Source organism: Acinetobacter sp. AC1-2 (genome assembly GCF_016124155.1).
Lineage (GTDB): Bacteria > Pseudomonadota > Gammaproteobacteria > Pseudomonadales > Moraxellaceae > Acinetobacter > Acinetobacter calcoaceticus.
Genome location: NZ_JABFFO010000001.1, coordinates 2,005,118 through 2,029,275 on the forward strand (window position 1 = coordinate 2,005,118; position 24,158 = coordinate 2,029,275).

Sequence of the window (24,158 nt, forward strand, 5' to 3'; positions counted from 1 at the left end):
CCACTCAAACGTTTCGATTTGCATGCCATAACAAAATCTTTAACATCTATTATGTCAGATTTTGTTGGCTTGCATACCATGCATGAATATCTCGCTTCTCAATTGCAGTTGCCATTAGTTCGGGAAATTGATCAGGTGTACAGGCAAACGTTGGAATCCCCATGTCAGCAAAGATCTGTGCATGCTGAGTATCGTACCAAGGCGCACCATCATCAGACAATGCCAATAGCGTAATTACTTGCACCCCACTATCCAACATTTCAGCAACTTGTTTTAGCATTTGCTTAGCATCTCCGCCTTCACACAAATCACTGATGAGGATAAAAATTGTATCTTCTGGACGGGTAATTTTACTACGACAATATTTAATCGCTTTGGCAATATCAGTTCCTCCACCCAATTGCGTCCCAAAGAGCACATCGACAGGGTCTTCAAGTAACGGCGTTAAATCAGCTAACTCGGTATCAAATACAACCATTTGCGTAGTGACCGCACGAATACTTGCCATGACTGCCGCAAAAACACTGGAATAAATCACCGAGGGAGCCATCGAACCACTTTGATCGACACATAGCACAATGTCTTTTAAAGCCGTTTGTTGGCGTGGATGTCCATGTAATTCATGTGGAATAATGGTTTTAAATTCTTCTTGCCAATGCTTCAAATTGGCTTGAATGGTGCGTTTCCAGTTAATATCTTGCATACGTTTAGGACGGCGTGTATGCGCTGAACGATTAATACTGCCTCGAATCGCTTGTTGCAATGGTTGTTTTAGACGGTTTTCAAGCTGCTCTACTAACTGACGTACCACAATACGCGCAGTTTCTTTGGTTTTTTCAGGCATTAAATGATTGAGTGAAATCAAGGTGGAAACCAAATGAATATCGACTTCCACACTCGCCAACAATTCAGGTTCTAACAACATTTGTTGTAAATTCAAACGCTCTAAAGCATCTTTTTGGATGACTTTCACCACAGAAGATGGGAAATACTGTCGAATATCGCCTAACCATTGTGCTACGCGAGGACTAGAATGTCCTAAGCCACCACGGCGATTAGGCTGTTCCTCCTGATAAAGTTCATTCAAGCATTCTTGCATCTTGCTATCTTGTACCGACCAATTGGGTAAATGTGTAGTCGAATTGGGGACTTGCCCTAAAATCAAACGCCAACGTCGTTCCTGTTCGGCAAGGGCTGGTTGTTCTAAAGTGATCAGCTCTTCATTCATATCCATCACTTAACCCTCAACAGTAACAGGTTGTAAATACGCGTAAATTTCATCTAATACCATTTGAGCACGTGCAATATCTAAAGCACCGACCTCTTGTTTAACTGTGGTCGATTTTTGCGTCACTTTCTGAATTAATTGCTGTGCTTCAGCAGGGCTAAAACTTGAAGCAGTTCTAGCCAAAATTGGTAATAATTCAATAAATTGCTGCTCTTGTAATTGATTAACCCATTGACTCACAGCATCCCAAAGACTTTGCTCATGAATCAATAATAAGGCTTGATGCGTGAGAAAACCTTCAAACCAAGCTGCACTGTAGTCTGCCGTCTGCCCGATTGATAAAGCTCGAGACAGGAACCCTTGTGTCTGCTCAACATCAATCAACTGTTGTTCTCGCGCTAAACGTACACAACAACCATGCAAATAACCTTGCATCTGTTCAAGGTACAATAGTTGTTGCAAGGTATCTTGCCAGAGTTGTTGCAATTCATCTTTTTGTAATTGTTCTAAAAGTTCATATAAAGCTTGTAGTTGTTGGGCAAACTGCTGTGCCATTTCAGCATTCAGTTGTACACAATAATTTGGCAAACTCAACATCAATCGAATCGCTAAATGTTCTACCAACTGATGCAAATGTTGCATTGAAAACTGACGCACACTGCCATAACGAATTGCCGTAATTAGCGGCTTTAAGGTAGCTAAAATAATACTTGGATCTTGATGCTGAGTAGTGAGCTCATTTAACTTATCTAAAGCAAGATTTAAACTTTGATCCAATCCCGAAAGCAAAATATTTTCAATCAGTTGAGCGATTTGTGCCACATCTTCACATTGCTTGATCTGATTTTCTAGATAACTTTGTGTAGCAAGCTGAATACTATTGCCCCACAATGACATTTCATTTAGATACAAGCTACTTTCAGGCTGCCAAGACAACTGCCAAATTTCTTTAAAACTACCTTGCTTTGCGCCTGTATCTGTTAACTCTGCCCAAGCAAGACCGAGTAATTTCACACAATGTAAAAATTGGCTTTTTGCCAAGTCGAATACTTCACGTAAATCAAGAGTAATGTCACGATGTGGTGCTTCGAGTTTTAAACGAAAATGCTTCACTTGCTGCAAAAAGTCTTTTTGAATTGGCAACTCAATCAATTCATCAGGTACTTGCCCTAATTGTTCATCTTCAAGCAATTTAGCTAAAACAGGTTGTGGAAGATCTAAGCCGTGATTCAATACCGAACGGATAACCTCAAATAAATCTTCAAGATCGGGAATACGACGACCCCGTAATTGCAATAATGCCTGAATTAGTTGTACTGCATCTATAATCTGAGCACTAGAAGCATCGTGACCAGCCTGCCGTAAAGCATGAGCAAATTGACTTAACCAATCAATTGTAATTTTCTCACCATCGACATCTGTATCTAGTGCATGCTGATAATGTTTCCATAAATGTGTATACCAACCAACAGCATTCACACCAGCACCATAACCACTGTCTCTACTCAAACGCCCGTGTGTCCATGCAATCCATGCAGCATCAACCTTCACTTTAGGCAAGCCTTTGAGCAAAGCAGTATCCGCTTTATTTTGGGCTTTTAGATCCGCCAATATAGGTGCATGCCATGCCCCACAAATCACCACAATATTTTGATAGCCTTGCTTTTCTGCTTGCTTGATCACTTTGCGCATATAGGCTTCGCGATATTGCTCAAGTAATTGATCTTCGCTGGTGTAGTTTTCAGGTTGTTGACTTAGCAGATGATCACGTAAAGTTGCCATCGCATCGCTAATAGCAGTAAACATTTGTCCAGCATGTGGTTGCTGTTCGACTAGATGTTCCCAAAAACGCTCACTATCTTGATAACCTGCCTGTTCAGCCAATAATTGAATTGGATCTCGGCGAATAGAAAGATAATGCTGTTCCAGATTGTGTTCTGGCTCAATATCATCTTGCTGATTCAGCTCAACCTCTTGCTCATTTGCTAATGCTTGCTCATCTTCTAAAACTTGCTCTTGCTGTAACCGTTGCTCTGCCCATTGTTTTTCCAGCGCAAAACGATGTTGCAAAGGTAAATCCATAAACTCTACCGCGACTTGCTTACGCAGCGCATATTGCAGAGCTTGCCACTCAGGTGAAAACTCAGCAAAAGGATAGAATACCGCCTGTGAGCGCACTTCTTTTTGTACAGGAGTATTCAACAACAATGCCACAGGTGGCTTAAAATCAGCATGTTGCAATTGGGCTATGATTGTATTGGCATCAGGAGGTCCTTCAATCAAAATACAATCAGGTTGAATCGAAGCCAAAGCATTACACACACTACGCGCGGAACCAGGTCCATGATGACGAATACCGAGAATATGCAGCATTTTTTATCCTTTATTCCGATCAAATCTTCTCCTTTCCAAGGAGAAGATTAAGATGAGGTCTTCATTATTTGGTTTTATTCTAAGTCACGACAAGCACGATAAAGGTCTTGCCAACCCTCACGTTGTTTAATCACGGTTTCAAGATATTCTTTCCAAGGCACAACATCTTGGACAGGATCTTTTAATACAGCACCTTGTAGACCTGCTGCTAATTCATGGTCAGTCAAATTGCCTGAACCAAAATGTCCGGCCATTACCCAACCATGACTCATCACAGAAATAGCTTCAGCTGTTGATAATGTACCCGTAGTGGTTTTTAGCTTTTGCTTTCCATCCAAAGTTTGCCCATGACGTAATTCTCTAAAAATTGTAACTAGTTTTTGAATTTGAGCGTCTAAAGGCTGAATCTCAGGAAGTTGTAAACTTTTACCTAATGACTGAACACGCTTTTGTACGATCTCGACTTCTTCTGCGATTGTGGCAGGCGGCGGTAAAATTACGGTATTAAAACGACGTTTTAATGCAGAAGAAAGTTCGTTTACTCCCTTATCACGGTTATTCGCGGTAGCAATTACACTAAAACCTTGTACCGCTTGATACTCAATACCCAACTCAGGCACAGGCAAATTTTTCTCAGAAAGCAAAGTGATTAAAGTATCTTGGACATCTGCAGGAATGCGAGTGAGTTCCTCCACACGGGCGATCTTACCCTCTTGCATCGCACGCAACATCGGGCTTTTGACTAAAGCATCTTCACTTGGGCCTTTAGATAAAAGCTGGGCATAGTTCCAGCTGTAACGTAAAGTATCTTCGCTAGTTCCGGCCGTACCTTGAATCAATAAAGCGCTATTCCCCGAAATAGCAGTTGCCAAATGTTCTGACACCCAAGATTTTGCTGTACCCGGCACTCCTAATAATAATAATGCCCGGTCAGTTGCCAAAGTTGCGACTGCAATTTCCATTAAACGGCGATTACCAATATATTTAGGTGAAATCACAGTGCCATCAGCCAAAGTGGTCCCCAATAAATAGTCCACGACAGCTTTCGGTGAAAGTTGCCATTGTGGTGGTTTCACTAAATTGTCATGTGCCTTTAATGCATCCAACTCATGAGAAAACTGTTGTTCTGCACGTGCACGTAAAACTTGTTGAGACATGTGGATTATCCTGATTTATGATTTATTGATAATTAAGCAATAATTTTTTGTTTGTACTGATTAAACTGAATAAGTTGTTTCCATTCAGAAATAGAAAAAAGAGGTTGTAAGCAACTGAAATCAATTGGATAAGCTTCCAAAATCAGACATTGTGCCTGCTCTTTTAGTAATGCAAATTTATTTTGATCCTGCTGCAAGTCCAAAGTCTCATATGTATGTTGTATTAATACGGCTGCCATCTCTGAGATATTTTGATCTTGATGCAAGACTTGGGCTCTTTGAAATACAAACCAAAAATGTTCTAAATCCTGTTTTTGATAATGCGACTCGAGTTGTTTTAGTAATAACTCTGTTGCTAGCTCTTGATCAAGCAGACTAAATATCCACTCACGTTCAAGCCTATTCCCAGTTGATATTGTCACAGCTTCACACCATTTGGTTTGATGTTGATAAAACCATAAAGCTAAATCACGGCGCTGCTCTTGATAACAACGAATAACAAAAGCATTCCAGATATGCTCTTTTTGTTGTGAATGTAATAAAAATAAATGATCCCAAGTACCAAATAATTCTAACCAATATGCGAGTGGCAATTGGATTAAAATTCTTTTGAGGTAAAGTACTCCCTGCGAACTTTCACAAAATGCCTGATAAGCTTGTTCGACTTGAGAACTTTGATAAGCCGCTTTTAAACTTTTACGACTTTCAAGCAAATTTGCTTCTCGATCAAAAAAACCATAATCATTCAATGCGTCATCTTGATCTAAGTTAATATTAAATTTAACTTTTTTAGCTTGAGCATCGTAGCTCAAACATGCACGCAGTAACGCCATAATCTCGTTATAAAGTGCATTATCTTGATAATATAAATAGAAACCTAATGCAGCATGATTGCGTACTGTCGCTGCATTCTGTGGTTCCAGTGTTTTCACATGCTGGTATAAAGCCTCAAATTGGGTTACTGGCATGTTATATGTCACTAGACTTTCAGCATGACTTTGCAAATGATTTTTTTGAATGGATTGCGACCAAAACTCTGCAATATGTTCATGAATAAAGTTCGGCAATTGATCGCATAATTGGCTTATCAATAATGACCATTCGCTATTTTTTGATTTCAATAACTGGCGGATCAATGGTACTGCATCGTGTTGTTTCACATATTTCCATACCTTTTTCGTATCATCCACACGTGTTGTAACATCTCCTTGAAATACAAACTCAGGTAGAATAGCTGCCAATAACACTGGGTTTCGACACAGTGGTAGAAGTTTCAACACCAAATAACGAGGAATCACTTGCTGCTGCTGTTGAGCAAGTTTAAAAATTTGATTAACCCAATTCTGATATAAAAATGGCGACTCTTGCGCAACAACCCATTTCAAAATTTGCACGAGTTGATTATCTAGTTGCTTTTCATTTTCTATCTGATCAATCTTGGCGATATTCTTTTGGAATGTTTCTGGCACACCTTGCGCTTGATAACCTGCTTGTTGCATCAGCACCCAATATTGGTTCAAGACTAATAAATCTTGAGCTGAATCAATTTGTTTAGGTACATAGATTTGCAATTCATCAGGGACTTTTACAGTCTGTTTAAATTGTTGCCCCAGAGTCAGTTTGAGTAACAACTGCTGATTGAACTCACGGTATGATGTGGTTAAAGACATTCAAAATGCCCTCCTTGCCAAATACTTATAAGTTTAAGTTTCAACCCATCCCACTCTACGCCAGCACTGAATGACTCAGCCCCCACTAAAAACCACAACTCAACAAATTGCTTAATTTCAATTTCACACATCTTTTGATCCTGATCGACCAAATAAATTGTTTTACCAAGCTTTACTAGACGTAATTGCTCTAGCCAGAAAAAGCGTACTAATTGCAAAGGATATTGTTTTAAGCCATTTGCATATTGAGTAAATGCTTTGTCAAAATTTTTAAAGCCTTTCGGCTCAACAAGCGTTAGGCTCAGATCATTAAATGATATTAAATTATCTTCCAGACGTAAGCGTTGTTGACTTATCACAGGATAAAGTTTGACATTTATAGGCAATTCTTTTTGATAAGGTAAGGTCAATCCAAAGTTTGAATGAGGTGGTATTTCAAAATCTAATATTAAGTAATCTCGCAGATTCTGACTATCCCATAACCATTGACGACGATAACGTCCCCGACTGTTGACCAACTCGTGTGTCACTTGTCCTAGTGCGTAAAGATCAAGTTTATGAACTGATATGTTATCCCACATATCAGCTGGTAAATTAATACCAAATAACTGTTTCACCTCTTCATAAAGCTCAGGTTTAAGATGCTGACGGTTCTGCCATAAATGAATAGCCGTTTGTAATTTAGCCAACCAGAATGAACTCTCCATTTGCCAGTTGGTTTGATACAATGCACTAGAAAATTCATCTAAATAAATCACCAAACCTGCAACCTGAGCATCTACTAACCGGCTTTGAATATCTCTGAATTTCTCGTGTTGTTGTTGGCGTAAACGCCCTAATCCTATAGCCACTACATCATTTAGCCATGTTTGTAATGCATCAATCCCAGCATCCATTTTTTTCTCGCGCGCCAATTGGCGTTTGAGTCGAGCTTCTTCATCAACCGGTTTATCAATCTTGTTTTCTTTTTTCTCAAGAGTTTTAGTTTTTTTATCACGCCATTTTTGTACACGATCAGGTATGTTTTGTTCGTCTGATTGCACAACAAATTTATCTTGATATTCTGTATAGACAAATAATAATGCTAAAGCATGTTTACAAGGTCGTTTAAAACTTGGACAACTACATTCACACTTCAGTTCAGGTAAAAAAATTGCACTTTGATAAATTGAACTACCTTGAATTTCTCCCCAAATCCATTGGTCAACTGAACCTGAAATATTATTCCACGCTTCAAATTTTGCTAGTTTCTTAGCTGATTTTGCTGAACTTGCATCTGGAATAATCTGTTCCACCTGATCAGGCTGAATTGTCAGCAACATATTTAACCCTTTAAAATAATTTTTTAATATCAATGTTTTGGTTTATACAATTAAACATACTATAAATGTTTTAAATCTACTTTTACATACTACTTTCACATGGTGCGACACATTATGTCGCCAATTATTATTGATATAAAAAAACTGCCCAATGAAACCACCAGGCAGTTTTAATAAAAAATAAATTATTTATCTAAAATATTAAACAAGTCTGTTTGTACATCTTCAATTGTACGTAAACCATTAAGCTTGTCATAAGTCGGCGCATTCTCACCAGATGCAGCACGGCTTTGATAGAAGCCAACCAATTGCTCGGTTTCTGTATGATAAGATGCTAAACGTTTACGGATCGTTTCTTCTTGGTCATCTGGACGTTGAACAAGATCTTCACCAGTTTCATCATCTTTACCTTCCACTTTAGGTGGGTTGTAAACTGTATGATAAACACGGCCAGAAGCTGGATGCTGACGACGACCAGAAAGACGTTGTACGATTTCTTCATCAGGAACATCAATTTCAATTACGTGATCAATGCTAATCCCTTCTTTTTCCAAAGCTTCAGCTTGTGGAATAGTACGTGGGAAACCATCGAAAATGCAGCCATTTGCACAGTCAGGTTGAGCAATACGTTCTTTTACTAAACCGATAATAAGTTCATCTGAAACCAAACCACCAGATTCCATTACACTTTTAGCTTTTAGACCTAATTCAGTACCTTCACGAATTGCAGCACGGAGCATATCACCGGTTGAAATTTGTGGGACATTGTAGCGCTTACAGATCAACTGAGCCTGAGTCCCTTTGCCTGCCCCAGGTGGTCCGAGTAAGATAATGCGCATAAAAAACATCCTCATTTAAAACAATGAATGTGAAGCCTGGCAGAAAAAGTCTCATTAATCTTCAATAGATCCTGCCCGACGTCGAATTATAAGAAAGCCACAAACAAATGTATTGTACCAGCAATAAATCCGGTTACCCCACCTAGTACAATAAGAATCCACTCATCCTCCTGAAATGCAGGACGCAATAAATTCTGAAACTCTTTTGGTGTCAGTTCGCGAATACGCTCTTTAAACATTTGAAAAATCTTCTGTGCCCGGCTTGCGTTCAGCGCTGGGTCACATACGGGTCCCATCGTAATTTCAATTGAACGATCAATCAAGTCCGTCTTTAACCTTGCGTACTCTCTTGGCCCTAAAGAAAGCTGTAAAGATGTACGAACTAACGGTGTTTCCATAATTTCGTTAATATGACGCTTCACAATGCGGCGGGTTTTATCTTTACGCGGCCCGTACATCATTTCGGTCATAATTGATTTTAACGTAATCAAATCTTCTGTTACTACGCTTGAAAACACATCAGAGACTTCCTCTTGACGCTTCATGAAAGCACCTTGGAAATTATAGGTCCCAATTCGAAGAACCGGTACAATCCAAGGAAACTTACGATCTTTTGTTAACCTAAAAATCTGTGGGTAACGAATATAATGTGGTTCAAGAGGGTTAAACACCATCCAGATTGCAATCCAGTTCGTTAAAAAGCCCCAAATTGAAGCCCAAAACGGGACTGTCCAGTGCCAAGGTACGACAAACCAAACAATCATTTGGAAAATACCAAAGAACATTCCAATTAAAGCACTAATATGCCAAATAAAGTTGATTTCTTTTTGTCCAACTTTTAAAAACATACGTACCATCAAACGGCGATCACCTTCCATCTGGCTCACCACCATTTCACGCATATTAACCAGTGACTCGACGTTCATGGTCAGCTCAGTCACTAATTCTCTTAACACGCCTGGTAATTGTTTATGCGCCTGAGCATAAATACGGCGTTTAATTGAATAAGGTAAGTTTTCCCAAAGTACAGCATTACGATCGATCATGACTTCATCAATAAGATGTTCAAGCTCAAACCCAACTTGTTCACCAATAATGCGTGCCATGTCTTCAGGATCCATTGCTTCTAAAAATTCACGCAATGAACCTAATTTAGATAAAGTATTATCAGTAATAATACCTGAGATACGTCCAGCCTTACGTGGCACAATACCTTGCCAACCTACTGGTAATGGACCTAAGTGGAAACCCCAAAATTTAATTGGGTAAAACACCATTTTTAAAGCCATCCACACGTGTGCCCATGTAACAAAGGCAGTGACTGGAATAATACTCAAAACGGCCCAAAAATCAGGTCTGTGTAAAAAGGTCTGCCACAATCCGCTGACGTACTCTAACATGTAAGACTCTCGTATTTATTTGTGCTCTGCTTATGGCGAGTTAACAATAAACTGCTTTTTTATAAACCAAAACTTAGAGAATAAGAAAATTGAATTTGTGGTTTAGTATCCGCGGCAACATTTCCATTTTGGTCAGTTAATTTTTCCGCCGCACCAATACCCACACTAAAAGTACTAATTCTTTCTGAATTCAACAATACATAAGCCAAATCGACACCAGCGCCTAAACGGGATTTATAATCACCATCGACCTCTTTACTATCGAGATGCCCAGCATAAAAACCGATATAGTAACCATTTTTATCTGTGCCGGTAAGATAATAAGGATAGCGAAACCCGACTTGGCCACCAGCAGTTTTGTCACCATTCAAAAATGCACCAACTTTTGCATAGGCAATACCATAAGGGTTTACCCATTCGCCGTTTAGATGTAATAATTTTTGTGTAAAACCTGCACCCACATTCCACGTAGATGCCGTATGTCCTGCTAATTTTGCTTCTGGAAGAAACGAATAGTCTTGAGCATGAGCCCAACTACTTACCGTCAAAACTGCAAGTAAGGGATAAATTTTTCTCATTATTTTCTCCATTTTCCCTAATCGTATGGTGAGAACAACCCTATTCTATTGAATGAGAGACTTTAACAGAATTATTTTGCTTCTTATATACAAGTATCTACAATTTTGTTGTCTGCAAAGTCAAAAAGTATCTTATGGAAATGCAATGAAACTTTGAAAATTATGCAATATTTTAAGCTCTCTTGCGTTAGAATAAGCAGCTATTTTTCTACCCTATGTCATTAAGTCGATCCTTATGAAGCAGCACTTTCCTTTAAAAGATATCCAGCAAGAAAAGCGCATTTATCGAGGACGAATCTTTTTTGCCGTAGGTCTGGTTATCATTTGCTTATTAGTATTAATTAGCCGATACGCTTATCTACAAATTTTTCACTACGACGAATTCTCTACTGCATCTGACAAAAACCGAATTCGCTTGCAGCCACTTCCACCTGCTCGTGGTTATATCTATGACCGAAATGGTGTATTGCTGGCAGACAACTACCCTGTTTTTACAGCAACTTTAAGTAAAACAGATGTGGAAGATGCCGACCATGTTGTTGAGCAGCTACAGCCTATTTTAGATCTAACACAAGAAGATATTGACCGTTTCAAAAGTCGTATAAAAACTGCTCGAAAAACTGAACGTGTCGCGATTAAACTTAATCTAACCGAAGCCAATATTGCCAAGTTCAGTGAAGCTAAATATAAGTTTCCCGGCGTAAGAATCGAAACGCAAATGACCCGTTATTACCCACATGGTGAGTTATTTGCTCATGTGATTGGTTATGTAGGGCGTATTAACGATAAAGAATTAAAAAGTATTGATAAAGATTTATATGCGGGAACCAACCTGATTGGAAAGATTGGCGTTGAAAAAAGCTATGAAGATTTGCTACACGGAACACCGGGTTATGAATCTGTTGAAGCAGATGCCCATAGTAATATATTGCGCCATTTAGGCCGTAAAGACCCCACTCGCGGGAATGACCTCTATTTATCTTTAGATTATGGTTTACAGGCGGTTGCATCTCAACAGCTCGCAGGCCGTCGTGGTGCCATTGTCGCCATCGACCCTCGTACTGGCGAAATTCTGGCTTTAGTATCTAGTCCAAGTTTCAACCCTAATTTATTTGTGACTGGTATTAACCATAAAGATTATAGTTCTTTACGTGATAGTTTAGATCAACCCCTTTATAACCGTGCTGTACAAGGTGCATATCCACCTGGCTCTACTATTAAACCAATGGAAGCCATGGGCGGTTTACACTACGGGATTGTAAACTGGTCAACAGCAATTTCTGACCCAGGTTACTTCCATTTACCTGGTGATTCTCATAAATTCCGCGACTGGAAAAAATCTGGTCATGGCATCGTGAACATGCATAAAGCCATTATTATGTCATGTGATACCTATTTTTATATTCTTGCCCATCAAATGGGTATTGATCAAATGAACCAATGGATGCGTCAATTTGGATTCGGTCAAAAAACAGGTGTCGACTTACCAAGTGAAAGTGAAGGTCTTTATCCAAATCCTGAATGGAAAATGCGTACTCGCAAAGCCAAATGGATGAAAGGTGAAACTATTTCTGTGAGTATTGGCCAAGGTGCTTTTACAGCCACCCCTTTACAACTTGCTATGGCAACTGCAATTACAGCCAATCATGGTTCTCATGTCACCCCTCACGTTTTACGGGCAACTCATGGTGCAAAACCATTTACTGTACGTAATGCGCCTGATGGCAAAATTAACTTCAACGGAACGGATGAAGACTGGGTTCAAATGCGCGATGCCATGATTGATGTAATTCAATCAGGTACTGGTCGAGGTATTCGTACTCCTTTGTACCAAATTGCAGGAAAGACAGGAACTGCGCAGGTTAAAAGTATTGCACAGGGTAAACGTTACAATGAATCAGCCCTGAGCGAACGCCAACTTGACCATGGCTTATTCGTTGGATTTGCACCTGCTGACAAACCAGAAATTGCGATTGCCGTGATTTGGGAAAATGGTCGTCATGGTGGTTCCGCTGCCCAACTTGCAAGACCTATTTTTGATTATTGGTTACTAACTCGTAAGAAAAATCCAATCCGACCAGCAAACCATCAAGTAAATGGTGGACTGATGACAGCTGGGATTAAGCCAGGTGAACTCTCTAGCGGTGGTGAAAGCTCTAGTCCAGCACCAGCTACTTCAACTGCACCTGCACCTGCACCTGCAGCATCAACACCACAAGCTACACCAGCTCGTCCTGCAACCGAGGTCGACGAATAATGAAAAATCAATTACGTATTATTGGCGGCAAATGGAAAAGACGAGTACTTCCTTTTGCTAGCATTGATGGTTTACGCCCAACTCCAGACAGAGTACGTGAAACTTTGTTTAACTGGCTCATGTGGGATATTCAAAATGCGCATGTCCTTGATGTGTGCACAGGCTCTGGTGCATTAGGTTTTGAAGCATTGTCACGTGGTGCTGCTTCAGTTTATATGATTGAACCAGACAAGACTCAGGCACGATTTTTAAAAGATAATGTTGAGCTTTTAATAGCTCAAAACTGTCATTTAATCAATGCAACTGCTCAACAAGCTTTACCCCGTTTAAAAGAACAGTTCGATGTGGTGTTTTTAGATCCGCCTTATAGTCTAGATTTATGGCAAGAACTCTCGAACTTAGCAGAACCGCATATTAAAAAGAATGGGTATATTTACGTTGAAGCTGACCGAGATTTATCTCAGCTTCACCTTCCTTCAACATGGCAACAAGTTAAAACAACGAAAGCTGGTACAGTACACGCAGGGCTTTATCAGAAAATTTAATCATGTAGCATTTTTATGATGAATTAATTTACCTGATCTATTTATTTGAATTAGATTATTCTCATTTTGTATTTCAAAATAAATAGATCGTAAAAAATCGTATGAGTTGACCTCGATCATAAGGAAAACTCGAAATATATTCATAACCAATTTTCAGTCTTGGATTAACACTATAATTAACTCCATATCCAACTGAAATGTATAAGTCTTGAATATTAAGATGATTCGTTAAACCATTGATGTTTTTGTTCTGAAGTTGCCCCGTATCATAGGCTGTATAATTATAAATCACCCAACGCTCATTTGAATAAAATTCATTTTTGAGCACATTATAGTTATTAACTTCATCATCATGCTCAATGGCTAACCGCCTTTGTTCCAAGTTTAAATCTGATTGATCTAACAACTGGTCTGAATCTAGTAAAGTAGAATCACTTTCTGGTTGAAAAAAATCATAGGCCTGAACATATCCACTATAAAAGATAATGATTGCTGTAAAAACAGTATAAATATTTTTATGCACACACATTTTATTTTGCAAATCAAAAAAGGTAGCTTAAAGCTACCTTTTTTTGCAAGGTTTTAATTAACTTAAACCAATCACTGCAACAACTGCCGCACAGGTGCCAACAATTTTTTTGCCATAAGGCACATATCGTGTAAGTGCAGCACCTAATGCCAATCCACCACAATAAATTAAAGCCATAGCCGCAACCATACCTGTCACTAATGCAACGACATGTCCTGCATGTGCTAATTCAACCCCATGCGCTATGCCATGAAAGCTTGCAAGTAATGCCGCAGCAATTGGTAAAACACGATTTGATTTTGTCCACAGTGCAATTGCTGTAACAATCAAAGAAGCAACAATCCCATATTCAGCAACATTTGCAGGTACTAAACCTTGAGCACCGATTAAAAAGCCAATAATTAGGGTAACACTCAAAGTCATTAAACCCGCAATTTTCCATTGTTTAGCTGCTGACCAGAGTAAAACACCGAAAGCTAAGGCCATCACTAAATGATCTAAACCAGTAAATGGATGAATAAAACCTGCCATAAAACCTGAATGTTGATGGTCATGTCCAGGATGTGCCATTACAAGTGTAGGTAGCAATGCAAGGAGCCCTATGCCCCATTTTTTTATGAAGTCCATAATCTCTCCTTAAGCTTTAAACAGCCCTTGTTTCTCGATAAATTGAATAATTTCTTCAAGGCCATCTTGTGTTTTCATATTTGAAAATAAGAACGGCTTTTCTCCGCGCATCCGTTTCGCGTCTTGATCCATCACATCAAGATTTGCACCAACCATTGGCGCAAGGTCAGTTTTATTAATAATGAGTAAATCTGATTTGGTAATGCCCGGCCCACCCTTACGTGGAATTTTTTCGCCACCGGCTACATCAATTACATATAACGTTAAATCAGAAAGTTCAGGGCTAAATGTTGCCGCTAAATTATCACCACCGCTTTCAATGATAATGAGTTCTAAGCCTTCGAATTTTTCACACAAATCATCAATTGCAGCTAAGTTAATTGAAGCATCTTCACGAATTGCTGTATGTGGGCAACCACCTGTTTCTACACCCACAATACGATCTGGCGACATCGCTTCGTTACGAGTTAAAAAATTTGAGTCTTCTTTGGTATAAATATCATTCGTTACCACAGCCATGTTGTATTTATTACGCAAGGCTAAACATAAATTAAGTGTAAGCGCAGTTTTGCCTGAACCTACTGGTCCGCCAATTCCAACTCGTAATGGACTACGTTCTGTCATGATTTTTATCCTTCTTTCCTAAACTTAAGATCTGAATAACCGTGAATATTGTGTTTCGTGCTTCATGCTCAGCATGGCATAACGAGGTAAAGCGCTGCTCAATTGCTCATCATTAAGTTTTAAGGCTTTCTCTATCGCCTGTGGTACCAAACCATGTAAATGCCATAAAATTCTTTGTCCAGCCATTTGCCCTAACGGTACGGTTTTTACCGCAGCCAGAACCTGATTTTCTAAAACAGTAAAGGTATAAGCTGTGAGCACATCAACATCTTTAAGTTCAAGCCGACCACAGAGCTGTGCATAGACAGGCACAAAACCAAACTGCTTTTTAACATCAACAGTTTTTTTTAAAACATCTCTAATCCATGCATTTAAAGAAAATGCCAGCTGCTGAGATTCTGCTAAAAGCTCTTTGCTTTCTCGGCTTGCTCTATATAAATTTGCCCAAACCAGAAACTGATCTTGGTCATCATGATGTTGCATGAGACGTTTCAGTACTGGCAGCTCAAATCGTACTAACAGCATTTCAAGCACTTCTTCGAAATAAGCAATTGCTGAGGTTTCATCGTGTATTAAGCCAATATCAATGGCTGTTTCTACACCTTGTGAATAACAATATGCTCCGACTGGCAATGCCGTAGAAGACAATGTCAGTAATTGAAGTAATTGCGCCGCGTTATGAATGGACATGGTGCAAAGCTTTGATTGGGCTTAAGCGATGATCATGGCTATGCTGCGCATAAGCACCACTTTCAGGTTCAAACGGATGATCAGTTTCTGTCACTTTCAGGCCTAAGCCCTCGACCATTTCTGCAAGCACATGATCAGGCTCAAAATATAAAGCAGTAGGTGTCAGCATTAATGGCACATGTCGGTTACCCAGATGATAGGCCGCTTTAAGCAAATCAAAATCAGTTTCCGCAGTGACTTGCATTAATCTTTCAGGTTTAGCATCAACACGCAGTACATCGCCCTGTGGAGTTGCAATATATGAACCACTACGCAAAATGCCAGTACGTGGTAAATCAGCGCCAATATCTACACCACTCGCTAAAGTCGCCCGAAAGCGGGATTTTTGGCGGGTATCAAAAGTCAGTTCAACCGTTTCAAATGTCTGATCAGGAGAAATATGTTCAAGGCGTTGTGTATAGATTTTCATTTAGCTCTTCTCTCCTTATTTATTTCATTCATGTGTATAAATTAATGAGGCAAATCACCTCTGTAAAACTCATTAAAACAAGAAATAACGCTGAGCCATTGGCAATACTTCAGCAGGTTCACATGTTAATAATTCACCATCTGCACGCACTTCGTAAGTTTCAGGGTGTACATGCATAACAGGACAATATGTGTTGTGTTTCATGTCGGTTTTGCTAATTGCACGTGTGTTTTTACATGGGCTAATTAACTTCTTAAGGTTTAATTTTTCAGCAACTTTTTCATCAATCGCCGTTTGAGATAAAAATGTAATGCAAGTGTTATGTACGCCACGTGGATAGGCACCAAACATTGGACGGTAATGCACTGGTTGAGGTGTCGGAATTGAAGCATTAATATCACCCATCGGTGCTGCTGCAATCATGCCACCTTTAATAATCATAGATGGCTTCACCCCAAAAAATGCAGGTTTCCACAACACCAAATCAGCAAGTTTTCCGACTTCAACCGAACCAACTTCATGACTTAAACCATGTGTAATTGCTGGGTTAATCGTATATTTGGCAATGTAACGTTTAACGCGATTATTATCATGAAACTCGTTATCACCCTCTAAAGGACCGCGTTGAATTTTCATTTTGTGGGCAGTTTGCCAAGTACGTAAAATAACTTCCCCCACACGACCCATTGCCTGAGAATCTGATGACATCATGGCAATTGCGCCTAAGTCTTGCAGAATATCTTCGGCTGCAATCGTTTCACGACGAATACGACTTTCTGCAAAAGCGATATCTTCTGCAATTGCTGGATCTAGATGGTGGCATACCATCAGCATATCTAAATGCTCATCAATGGTATTGATGGTATATGGTCGTGTTGGATTAGTAGAAGACGGCAAAACATTACTTTGCCCAATTGCTTTTAAAATATCAGGCGCATGTCCACCGCCCGCACCTTCTGTATGGTAGGTATGAATCGTACGATTTTTAAATGCGGCTAGAGTCTCTTCTAAAAAACCACTTTCATTTAAAGTATCTGTATGAATCGCGACCTGCACATCAAACTCATCCGCCACGCTCAGGCAGTTATCAATGGCTGCTGGTGTTGAACCCCAATCTTCATGCAGCTTTAAGCCAATCACCCCAGCTTTAATTTGCTCTCGAATTGGGTCTGGTAAACTTAAATTACCTTTGCCTAATAGGCCAATATTCATCGGCAAATCATCAATGGCCTGTAACATGGTAGCAATGTGCCAAGGTCCCGGAGTCACTGTTGTTGCAGAGGTTCCTGCTGCCGGTCCTGTACCACCTCCGACCATTGTTGTTGTACCAGACATAAGCGCAGTTTCAACTTGTTGAGGACAAATCCAGTGAATGTGGGTATCAATACCACCTGCTGTTAAAATTTGTCCCTCACCCGCAATCACTTCTGTTGCAGCCCCTAAAGGAATCGTAATGTCTGGTTGAATATCGGGGTTTCCAGATTTTCCTATTTTCCAAATGCGACCATTCTTTAAACCTACATCAGCTTTAACAATTCCCCACCAATCCACAATTAAAGCATTGGTAATGACAGTATCAGCGACTTCATTGGCCAAAAGCTGTGACTGCCCCATCCCATCACGGATGACTTTTCCGCCACCAAATTTAACTTCTTCACCGTATGTCGTTAAATCTTGCTCAACTTCAATAAAGAGCTCTGTATCAGCCAAGCGAATACGATCACCCACTGTTGGACCAAACATCTCAGCATATGCACGACGTGACATTTTCATAACTTAATACTCATCTCTTTCATTATCATTGTTATGTCTAATCCAACTTGCCCATGACGCGGCCTGCGAAACCATATACTTCTCGCTTACCCGCTAAAGCAACCAGCTCAACTTCCCGAGTTTGTCCCGGTTCAAAGCGAATTGCTGTACCAGCTGCAATATTCAATCGAAAGCCTTTAGCTAGCTCACGATCAAACTGAAGTGCATCATTTGCTTCATAAAAATGAAAATGTGAACCCACCTGAATAGGCCGATCGCCAATGTTGGCAACTACAACTTTTAAAGTTTGCCGTCCAACATTCAGCTCTATATCAGCATCTGGAGTAATGATTTCGCCGGGGATCATAAGCGTTCCTTTTATACGATTGGCTGATGGACAGTGACTAATTTCGAGCCATCTGGAAAAGTTGCCTCGACCTGAACCTCAGCAATCATTTCTGGCACACCATCCATCACATCTTCGCGCTTTAATAAAGTTGTACCGTAATGCATTAAATCACTGACCGTCATACCGTCCCGTGCACCTTCAAGTAATGCGGCAGAAATAAAAGCAATAGCTTCAGGATAATTCAGTTTCAAGCCACGCGCTTTACGTCGCTCAGCAACCAGTCCTGCTGTAAAAATCAGTAATTTATCTTTTTCTGTTGGATTGAGTTCCATATCTCTTTCCTAAATTTCATTTATATTCTTTAAGCAAAATACGTGCTCAAAAGCAGCATACTTGTTTTAAATGTTTTTTAAATACGCAATTTAACGTAACTTAGGTTTTCCAAATTCTTGGAAATTCTTCTTCTAAATCAAACCAATATCGACGCAGTTTAGCCCGTATAGCTGCAAAAGCATCACGACAATGACGGACATCATTTCCCAAAAAACGGGCCGAAACCACATCATCCAATAATGTTAATGTGACAGGTGCTTGCATACGCATCATCAATTCTCGAATGAGTTCTAGCTGTTGTTCTAAGTAAAATGATGAACGATATTTCTCTGGAGCGGCTGCCCAAAAGCTTCCCATCACGGCTTGATTGTCCATACCTAAACATGAACTAAGCCAACGATCTTCTCCTTCAAAATATAATGTATCTGCAACCAACAATTTATGTTCGCGCCACAATTTAAACTGGTTGTAATAACTCCCTTGAACAAAGCGCTCAGCACGTGCCTGTCGCCCAAGTACCAACATATCCCATCCAATAAAACTTGCAGCACTATCAAGATGAATATGGGTTTCTGAATGCGCTAAAGCCCCATCAAACAACATCGTTTCTTGTGGAACCCACTCTAAAATGGACTGATCTTTCACATATAAATGAATATGCTGAAAAGCTTGCTTGCCATTGGTTTTGTACCATTTCCCCGCTCCAGGAGTAGTCACTACCGCATGGGCTTGATCTTTGGTTTCAATTTCAAAAGTAAGATGATCTCCTCCTGCAATTCCTGCTGGTGGATGTACAATAATCGCATGACACACACCTGTTCTTTCAGGCCAGAGCATTTTTTGCACCCTAACAGGGCCATGATGCTTTCGATGACTCATTATGGTGCGTGAATTTTCAAAACAAAAACCGAGCTCGAGTTGTGCATACCAAAATGGTGCTGAAGAGTTTTTTGGAAACGGTTGTGCCTGATTCATTCTGGTTCATATGTTCAAAATAAGTGCTTAAACTTATAAGCAAAATACGCACCAAATATAAAAATAAGCCGACTGATAAAATTAGATACAATTTTTCGATTTTAATGAGTTAAAAAATCATCAATGTCTAACATAAAACCACAGTAACTTATGGAATTGTTTATACAATAGCGCCCACCGTTGCTTCCATACTTGTTCTCCATGAAACTTTTTTTCGTGTTAACCGCACTTGTCTTTTTAACTGGGTGTATTTTTGGCCAATCTAGTGAGGTCAAACGTGCAGAAAAGATCCTGCACAATTTCGAATGTAAAAATGTTGAGACAAGCCAGCTTGCAACAAGCTCGATTAATTCTTACTACCAGCAATCTTTAGCAGTAAGCAAAGAAAAAGCAACTTCATACGTAGAGAGCTACAAAAATGGTGAAGAATTATTCGACATGCCGCTGGATGAGGTTTTAAAGCAACAATACCAACTCTATAAATCAGCATGCGACTCTCTAGGTGGAGTTTCTGCGCAACCGTAATTTATAAGGTATTCATTAAATCGTTTTAATGGATACCTCTTTTTATTTTCTTTTTAATAATTATTCAAAATTTACTCACTTTACCTTTTGTTAAAATTAAATTACATACTTAAACTTTTATTAAGCTCTCATATTTCATAGCCTATTTATTGCTTTTTTATTTATTTTCCGAGGTTTAGATCATCATGAAAAAAACATTATTATCAGTTGCACTTGTAAGTGCCCTTCTTGTTGCTTGTAGCAAAAATGAAAATAAAGCTGACACAACAACACAAGCCTCTGCTCCTGCACAAACCACTGAAGCTAATAACAATGCAGTAGATACCGCTCATACGGCTGAAAACTCACTAGATTGGGATGGTACATATAAAGGCACTCTTCCATGTGCAGACTGTGAAGGCATTAAAACTGAGTTAGAGTTAAAAGATGATAAAACTTATGAATTGACTGAAACTTATCTTGGCAAAGGTGATAAAAATCCATTTAAAACACATGGTACGTTTACTTTTGACAAAGATAATACTTCTGTAATTACCTTAGATGACAAAGGACAAAATCGTAAATTCTTCATTGGTGAAAATACGGCAACTGCTTTAGATATGGAAGGTAAGAAAGTTGAAGGTTCTTTAGCTGAACACTATGTATTGAAAAAATAATTATTTATTAATGATAAAAAACCCGCTCATTTGAGCGGGTTTTCTTTTGAAATCAATTCTTAGTGAGCTGCGAATTGGTTCATTGTGTTTTTAGCATCGTCATGTGCTTTAAGTGCGTTGTCACCAGAGAAGATTTCTTTGTGATCATCACCGATGTCAGAACCAGCCATTGCTTGGTGTTTCACACAAGCGATACCACCACGGATTTCTTTACGTTGTACGCCAGCAACATAAGCCAACATACCTTCAGAACCGAAGTAACCTTGTGCAAGCTCATGTGTAGAAAGAGCAGCAGTGTGGTAAGTCGGAAGTGTGATCAAGTGATGGAACACACCCGCTTCACGAGAAGCATCTGCTTGGAATGTACGGATCTTAGCGTCTGCATCAGCAGCTAATTCAGTAGCATCATACTCAGCGCTCATTAATTTAGCACGGTCGTAAGCAGAAACGTCTTTACCTTCAGCAACCCAACGATCGTAAGCTTGTTGACGGAAGTTTAAAGTCCAGTTGAATGATGGGCTGTTGTTATAAACAAGCTTCGCATTTGGAACAACTTCTTTAACACGGTTAACCATGTGAGCAATTTCTTCTACGTTTGGAGTCGCAGTTTCGATCCAAAGAAGGTCAGCACCATTTTGAAGGCTAGATACACAGTCAAGTACAACACGGTCAATTTGTGTGTCAGCACGGAACTGATATAAACCAGAAGGTAAACGCTTAGGACGGTGTAATTTACCATCACGTTTAATTAAGATTTCGTCTTCTTGAGCATCAGCAATGTCAATTTCAACAGTGTCTAAGAAACCGATGTATTGAGAAGCAATGTCACCTGGCTCTTTAACCACTGGGATTTTTTGAGTCAAGTCAGCGCCTTCAGAGTCAGTACGCGCAACGATGATACCGTCATCAAGACCCATTTCTAAGAATGCATAACGTAATGCATGGATTTTAGAGATGAAATCTTCATGTGGAACAGTTACTTTACCAGCTTGGTGACCACATTGTTTAGCATCAGATACTTGGTTTTCGATTTGAAGCGCACAAGCACCAGCTTCGATCATTTTACGAGCAAGCAAGTAAGTCGCTTCTTCGTTACCAAAACCAGCATCGATGTCAGCAATAATTGGCACAATGTGAGTTTGGAAACCGTCGATTTGAGCAGTGATTTCAGCAGCTTTAGCAGTATCACCAGCTTCGTTTGCTTTTTTAAGCGCACGGAATAAATCGTTTAATTCTTTTGCATCAGCTTGACGTAAGAAAGTGTAAATTTCTTCGATTAATGCAGGTACTGAAGTTTTTTCGTGCATAGATTGGTCAGGAAGTGGACCAAATTCAGAACGAAGGGCAGCAACCATCCAACCAGAAAGGTAGATATAGCGACGTTCAGTAGTACCGAAGTATTTTTTGTTCGCAATCATTTTTTGTTGTGCGATAAAACCGTGCCAGCAACCTAATGATTGAGTGTATTTGCTAGAGTCAGCATCATAAGCAGCCATATCACGACGCATAATCGCAGCTGTATATTTAGCAATGTCTAAACCAGTTTTAAATTGGTTTTGCATTTGCATACGTGCAGCATCTTCTGGGCTAATATCGCGCCAAGTGCTACCGAATTTTGCTTTTAGTTCGCGGATTGCATCAATCGCTGTTTGATATGTAGTCATGATATTGTCCTGTATTCATTTTAGGATTTCATCGATTGAAGCCTAGAGTCATGTACTTAAATTTCTTATGACACCAGCTGCTTCTTCATGAACACAGCTTAGACTTAGCCAATCAATTAATCCAATATCCTTTATTAATCTTCAGTATTTATTTAAAAAATATACCGATAAATCGATATTATAGATAAAACCAAAAACATTAACACTTTGTTTATAAAAATAAAATTATTCTAAAGGAGTATAGAGTTTTATTCTAAAAACTTAGTAAGTCTTATTTTTATACAATTTTTGAAGTTTTTCCACCCATTTTTAACCTTAAAAGTCAATTGTAAATTAGGCTATTTTCGCCAATGCAAAAAGTCAATTTCCATGCTAGAACTTAATAAGTTATATATAAATATATTCTATTTGTCACCTTCATACTTAAAAATGTAGCAAAGACAATAAAATCGAGCCTTTGAAGCACTTTTTACCCCTACTTAATTCCTACAAAAAATGTCGTTTTTCTCATCATTTTTTCACACAATAGTTATTAGATATGGCATAATTTGAAACAATTTCAGGGTTTTATTTTCGGTATTTTTTTTATGAATCTGGAGCGAGTAGATCTTAATCTATTAATATATCTTGATGTACTTCTTCGTGAAAAAAATGTTACGCGCGCGGCCGAACAGCTTGGGGTAACTCAGCCTGCAATGAGTAATATTTTACGTCGCTTACGTAATTTATTTAATGACCCTCTTCTTATCCGTTCTTCTGAAGGGATGACTCCAACAGAACGTGCTCTTGAATTACAACCTCGTATTCGTGATGCACTTGCTGATCTCTCCATGATTTTGGAACCCCGTACCGAATTCCGCCCTTATACAAGTAATCGTGTTTTCCGCATTATGACATCGGACTATGCCGAGGCAACTTTAGTTCCTCGTCTTGTTAAAGCGCTCCGCTCTGAAGCTCCAAACGTTGTTCTTGATTTTCTTACACCAAGTGATGTGTCCTATAGAGACATGGAACAAGGTAAAGTTGATCTCGCAATTAATAGATTTAATGAAATACCGCAAAGTTTCCATCAGGTTTTAGTTTGGCGTGATAGTTTCAGTTGTATTCTTAACGACAAACACCCTGCTGTAACTCATTTAAATTTAAAAAGCTATTTAGATGCTCAACATATCTGGGTTTCTAAAACAGGTATGGGTGTCGGTTTTGGCGTAAACCCTGATAAACAAGGTGGTTTAGGCTGGATTGATCAGGCATTAGAACGTATTGGTCAACGTCGTAAAATTTCTGTATTTACTCGTCACTACCAAATGCCAGCTTTACTTGCTCAAAACGTAGATCTTATTGCCACATTACCAACACGGATGGCACGTCTACAAACACAGAACCCTAAACTGGTTATAAAGGATCCTCCTTTTTATATTCCAGAGTTCGAACTTAAAATGGCTTGGTGCCCGTTGTTACATCATCACCCTGCTCATCGCTGGTTGCGCCAACTTATCTTATTTGTTGCTCGTCAAATGATTGAAGAGGAAAACCGTGAATTTCTAACCAATAATTCACAATTTTCTCACTATTAAATAAATTTTAATTTAATTG

The 24,158-nt window shown here is 39.2% G+C and carries 23 protein-coding genes; 5 read left to right on the top strand and 18 right to left on the bottom strand.

Annotation, left to right across the window (positions count from 1 at the left end; all coding sequences use genetic code 11):
* Positions 1–49 precede the first annotated feature (49 nt).
* The 8 genes from HL290_RS09315 to HL290_RS09350 all read right to left on the bottom strand — a co-directional run bounded on the left by HL290_RS09315 (position 50) and on the right by HL290_RS09350 (position 10,567).
* The gene (locus HL290_RS09315; RefSeq protein WP_198078891.1) at positions 50–1,234 is read right to left on the bottom strand and encodes a VWA domain-containing protein; all 1,185 of its coding nucleotides are present in this window, start codon (positions 1,232–1,234) and stop codon (positions 50–52) included.
* A 3-nt stretch (positions 1,235–1,237) separates the two neighbouring features.
* Positions 1,238–3,601: a DUF5682 family protein gene (locus tag HL290_RS09320; RefSeq protein WP_198496280.1), complete on the bottom strand. Its 2,364-nt coding sequence runs from the start codon at positions 3,599–3,601 to the stop codon at positions 1,238–1,240.
* A 74-nt stretch (positions 3,602–3,675) separates the two neighbouring features.
* Positions 3,676–4,758, bottom strand: a complete 1,083-nt coding sequence (locus HL290_RS09325; RefSeq protein WP_198078893.1) for an ATP-binding protein — start codon at positions 4,756–4,758, stop codon at positions 3,676–3,678.
* Positions 4,759–4,790: 32 nt separating this feature from the next.
* Entirely contained in the window at positions 4,791–6,428 is a 1,638-nt protein-coding gene (locus HL290_RS09330; RefSeq protein ID WP_198496281.1) for a hypothetical protein, read from the bottom strand.
* A complete protein-coding gene (locus HL290_RS09335; RefSeq protein WP_198496282.1) occupies positions 6,419–7,750 on the bottom strand; it encodes an SWIM zinc finger family protein in 1,332 nt (443 codons plus the stop codon). Before HL290_RS09335 ends, HL290_RS09330 begins: the two co-directional genes overlap by 10 nt.
* Positions 7,751–7,935: 185 nt before the next feature.
* On the bottom strand, positions 7,936–8,589 hold the full coding sequence (adk, locus tag HL290_RS09340; RefSeq protein WP_003652994.1) for an adenylate kinase: 654 nt from the start codon (positions 8,587–8,589) through the stop codon (positions 7,936–7,938).
* 86 nt (positions 8,590–8,675) lie between these two features.
* Positions 8,676–9,989: a hypothetical protein gene (locus tag HL290_RS09345; protein WP_133746558.1), complete on the bottom strand. Its 1,314-nt coding sequence runs from the start codon at positions 9,987–9,989 to the stop codon at positions 8,676–8,678.
* Positions 9,990–10,048: 59 nt separating this feature from the next.
* Entirely contained in the window at positions 10,049–10,567 is a 519-nt protein-coding gene (locus HL290_RS09350) for a hypothetical protein (RefSeq protein WP_005042185.1), read from the bottom strand.
* A 235-nt stretch (positions 10,568–10,802) separates the two neighbouring features.
* Here HL290_RS09350 and mrdA point away from each other — a divergent pair, with 235 nt between their 5' ends.
* Entirely contained in the window at positions 10,803–12,824 is a 2,022-nt protein-coding gene (mrdA, locus tag HL290_RS09355; RefSeq protein ID WP_198496283.1) for a penicillin-binding protein 2, read from the top strand.
* A complete protein-coding gene (gene rsmD / locus HL290_RS09360) occupies positions 12,824–13,369 on the top strand; it encodes a 16S rRNA (guanine(966)-N(2))-methyltransferase RsmD (RefSeq protein ID WP_198496284.1) in 546 nt (181 codons plus the stop codon). Before mrdA ends, rsmD begins: the two co-directional genes overlap by 1 nt.
* A gap of 73 nt (positions 13,370–13,442) precedes the next feature.
* Here rsmD and HL290_RS09365 read toward each other — a convergent pair whose 3' ends face one another.
* The 9 genes from HL290_RS09365 to HL290_RS09405 form a co-directional block, all read right to left on the bottom strand.
* Complete coding sequence (locus tag HL290_RS09365) at positions 13,443–13,898, bottom strand: hypothetical protein (protein ID WP_198496285.1); 456 nt, start codon at positions 13,896–13,898, stop codon at positions 13,443–13,445.
* 57 nt (positions 13,899–13,955) lie between these two features.
* The gene (locus HL290_RS09370; protein ID WP_198496286.1) at positions 13,956–14,525 is read right to left on the bottom strand and encodes a HupE/UreJ family protein; all 570 of its coding nucleotides are present in this window, start codon (positions 14,523–14,525) and stop codon (positions 13,956–13,958) included.
* A gap of 9 nt (positions 14,526–14,534) precedes the next feature.
* Positions 14,535–15,149: an urease accessory protein UreG gene (ureG, locus tag HL290_RS09375; protein ID WP_002117800.1), complete on the bottom strand. Its 615-nt coding sequence runs from the start codon at positions 15,147–15,149 to the stop codon at positions 14,535–14,537.
* A 24-nt stretch (positions 15,150–15,173) separates the two neighbouring features.
* Positions 15,174–15,839: an urease accessory protein UreF gene (locus HL290_RS09380; RefSeq protein ID WP_198496287.1), complete on the bottom strand. Its 666-nt coding sequence runs from the start codon at positions 15,837–15,839 to the stop codon at positions 15,174–15,176.
* The gene (gene ureE, locus HL290_RS09385) at positions 15,826–16,308 is read right to left on the bottom strand and encodes an urease accessory protein UreE (protein WP_198496288.1); all 483 of its coding nucleotides are present in this window, start codon (positions 16,306–16,308) and stop codon (positions 15,826–15,828) included. The genes HL290_RS09380 and ureE overlap by 14 nt, the downstream gene beginning before the upstream one ends.
* 72 nt (positions 16,309–16,380) lie before the next feature.
* On the bottom strand, positions 16,381–18,081 hold the full coding sequence (gene ureC, locus HL290_RS09390) for an urease subunit alpha (protein WP_198496289.1): 1,701 nt from the start codon (positions 18,079–18,081) through the stop codon (positions 16,381–16,383).
* Between the two features lie 37 nt (positions 18,082–18,118).
* The gene (locus tag HL290_RS09395) at positions 18,119–18,427 is read right to left on the bottom strand and encodes an urease subunit beta (protein ID WP_004641817.1); all 309 of its coding nucleotides are present in this window, start codon (positions 18,425–18,427) and stop codon (positions 18,119–18,121) included.
* Positions 18,428–18,438: 11 nt separating this feature from the next.
* On the bottom strand, positions 18,439–18,741 hold the full coding sequence (gene ureA / locus HL290_RS09400; RefSeq protein ID WP_002117495.1) for an urease subunit gamma: 303 nt from the start codon (positions 18,739–18,741) through the stop codon (positions 18,439–18,441).
* A 100-nt stretch (positions 18,742–18,841) separates the two neighbouring features.
* The gene (locus tag HL290_RS09405; protein ID WP_198496290.1) at positions 18,842–19,717 is read right to left on the bottom strand and encodes an urease accessory protein UreD; all 876 of its coding nucleotides are present in this window, start codon (positions 19,715–19,717) and stop codon (positions 18,842–18,844) included.
* Positions 19,718–19,918: 201 nt separating this feature from the next.
* Between HL290_RS09405 and HL290_RS09410 the strand changes: the two genes are divergently transcribed.
* Both HL290_RS09410 and HL290_RS09415 read left to right on the top strand, forming a co-directional pair.
* Positions 19,919–20,242 (top strand): hypothetical protein, encoded by a 324-nt coding sequence (locus HL290_RS09410; protein WP_198496291.1) that lies wholly within the window; start codon positions 19,919–19,921, stop codon positions 20,240–20,242.
* Between the two features lie 185 nt (positions 20,243–20,427).
* Entirely contained in the window at positions 20,428–20,898 is a 471-nt protein-coding gene (locus HL290_RS09415; RefSeq protein ID WP_198496292.1) for a copper resistance protein NlpE, read from the top strand.
* A 59-nt stretch (positions 20,899–20,957) separates the two neighbouring features.
* Here the strand turns inward: HL290_RS09415 and HL290_RS09420 are convergent, their stop codons facing one another.
* Positions 20,958–22,562, bottom strand: a complete 1,605-nt coding sequence (locus HL290_RS09420) for an isocitrate lyase (protein WP_003653024.1) — start codon at positions 22,560–22,562, stop codon at positions 20,958–20,960.
* Positions 22,563–23,149: 587 nt separating this feature from the next.
* Between HL290_RS09420 and HL290_RS09425 the strand changes: the two genes are divergently transcribed.
* Positions 23,150–24,139, top strand: a complete 990-nt coding sequence (locus tag HL290_RS09425) for a LysR family transcriptional regulator (protein ID WP_003653025.1) — start codon at positions 23,150–23,152, stop codon at positions 24,137–24,139.
* The last annotated feature ends 19 nt before the right edge of the window (positions 24,140–24,158 follow it).

Bases quoted from the DNA above. Each gene is read 5' to 3' on its own strand.
- adk (WP_003652994.1), bottom strand. From the start codon at position 8,589: ATGCGCATTATCTTACTCGGACCACCTGGGGCAGGCAAAGGGACTCAG.
- ureE (WP_198496288.1), bottom strand. From the start codon at position 16,308: ATGAAAATCTATACACAACGCCTTGAACATATTTCTCCTGATCAGACA.
- ureG (WP_002117800.1), bottom strand. From the start codon at position 15,149: ATGACAGAACGTAGTCCATTACGAGTTGGAATTGGCGGACCAGTAGGT.
- HL290_RS09330 (WP_198496281.1), bottom strand. From the start codon at position 6,428: ATGTCTTTAACCACATCATACCGTGAGTTCAATCAGCAGTTGTTACTC.
- HL290_RS09410 (WP_198496291.1), top strand. From the start codon at position 19,919: ATGAAACTTTTTTTCGTGTTAACCGCACTTGTCTTTTTAACTGGGTGT.
- HL290_RS09370 (WP_198496286.1), bottom strand. From the start codon at position 14,525: ATGGACTTCATAAAAAAATGGGGCATAGGGCTCCTTGCATTGCTACCT.
- HL290_RS09335 (WP_198496282.1), bottom strand. From the start codon at position 7,750: ATGTTGCTGACAATTCAGCCTGATCAGGTGGAACAGATTATTCCAGAT.
- rsmD (WP_198496284.1), top strand. From the start codon at position 12,824: ATGAAAAATCAATTACGTATTATTGGCGGCAAATGGAAAAGACGAGTA.
- HL290_RS09350 (WP_005042185.1), bottom strand. From the start codon at position 10,567: ATGAGAAAAATTTATCCCTTACTTGCAGTTTTGACGGTAAGTAGTTGG.
- ureA (WP_002117495.1), bottom strand. From the start codon at position 18,741: ATGGAACTCAATCCAACAGAAAAAGATAAATTACTGATTTTTACAGCA.
- mrdA (WP_198496283.1), top strand. From the start codon at position 10,803: ATGAAGCAGCACTTTCCTTTAAAAGATATCCAGCAAGAAAAGCGCATT.
- HL290_RS09405 (WP_198496290.1), bottom strand. From the start codon at position 19,717: ATGAATCAGGCACAACCGTTTCCAAAAAACTCTTCAGCACCATTTTGG.
- HL290_RS09345 (WP_133746558.1), bottom strand. From the start codon at position 9,989: ATGTTAGAGTACGTCAGCGGATTGTGGCAGACCTTTTTACACAGACCT.
- HL290_RS09320 (WP_198496280.1), bottom strand. From the start codon at position 3,601: ATGCTGCATATTCTCGGTATTCGTCATCATGGACCTGGTTCCGCGCGT.
- HL290_RS09325 (WP_198078893.1), bottom strand. From the start codon at position 4,758: ATGTCTCAACAAGTTTTACGTGCACGTGCAGAACAACAGTTTTCTCAT.
- HL290_RS09380 (WP_198496287.1), bottom strand. From the start codon at position 15,839: ATGTCCATTCATAACGCGGCGCAATTACTTCAATTACTGACATTGTCT.
- HL290_RS09415 (WP_198496292.1), top strand. From the start codon at position 20,428: ATGAAAAAAACATTATTATCAGTTGCACTTGTAAGTGCCCTTCTTGTT.
- HL290_RS09420 (WP_003653024.1), bottom strand. From the start codon at position 22,562: ATGACTACATATCAAACAGCGATTGATGCAATCCGCGAACTAAAAGCA.
- HL290_RS09365 (WP_198496285.1), bottom strand. From the start codon at position 13,898: ATGTGTGTGCATAAAAATATTTATACTGTTTTTACAGCAATCATTATC.
- HL290_RS09395 (WP_004641817.1), bottom strand. From the start codon at position 18,427: ATGATCCCCGGCGAAATCATTACTCCAGATGCTGATATAGAGCTGAAT.
- HL290_RS09315 (WP_198078891.1), bottom strand. From the start codon at position 1,234: ATGGATATGAATGAAGAGCTGATCACTTTAGAACAACCAGCCCTTGCC.
- HL290_RS09425 (WP_003653025.1), top strand. From the start codon at position 23,150: ATGAATCTGGAGCGAGTAGATCTTAATCTATTAATATATCTTGATGTA.
- ureC (WP_198496289.1), bottom strand. From the start codon at position 18,081: ATGAAAATGTCACGTCGTGCATATGCTGAGATGTTTGGTCCAACAGTG.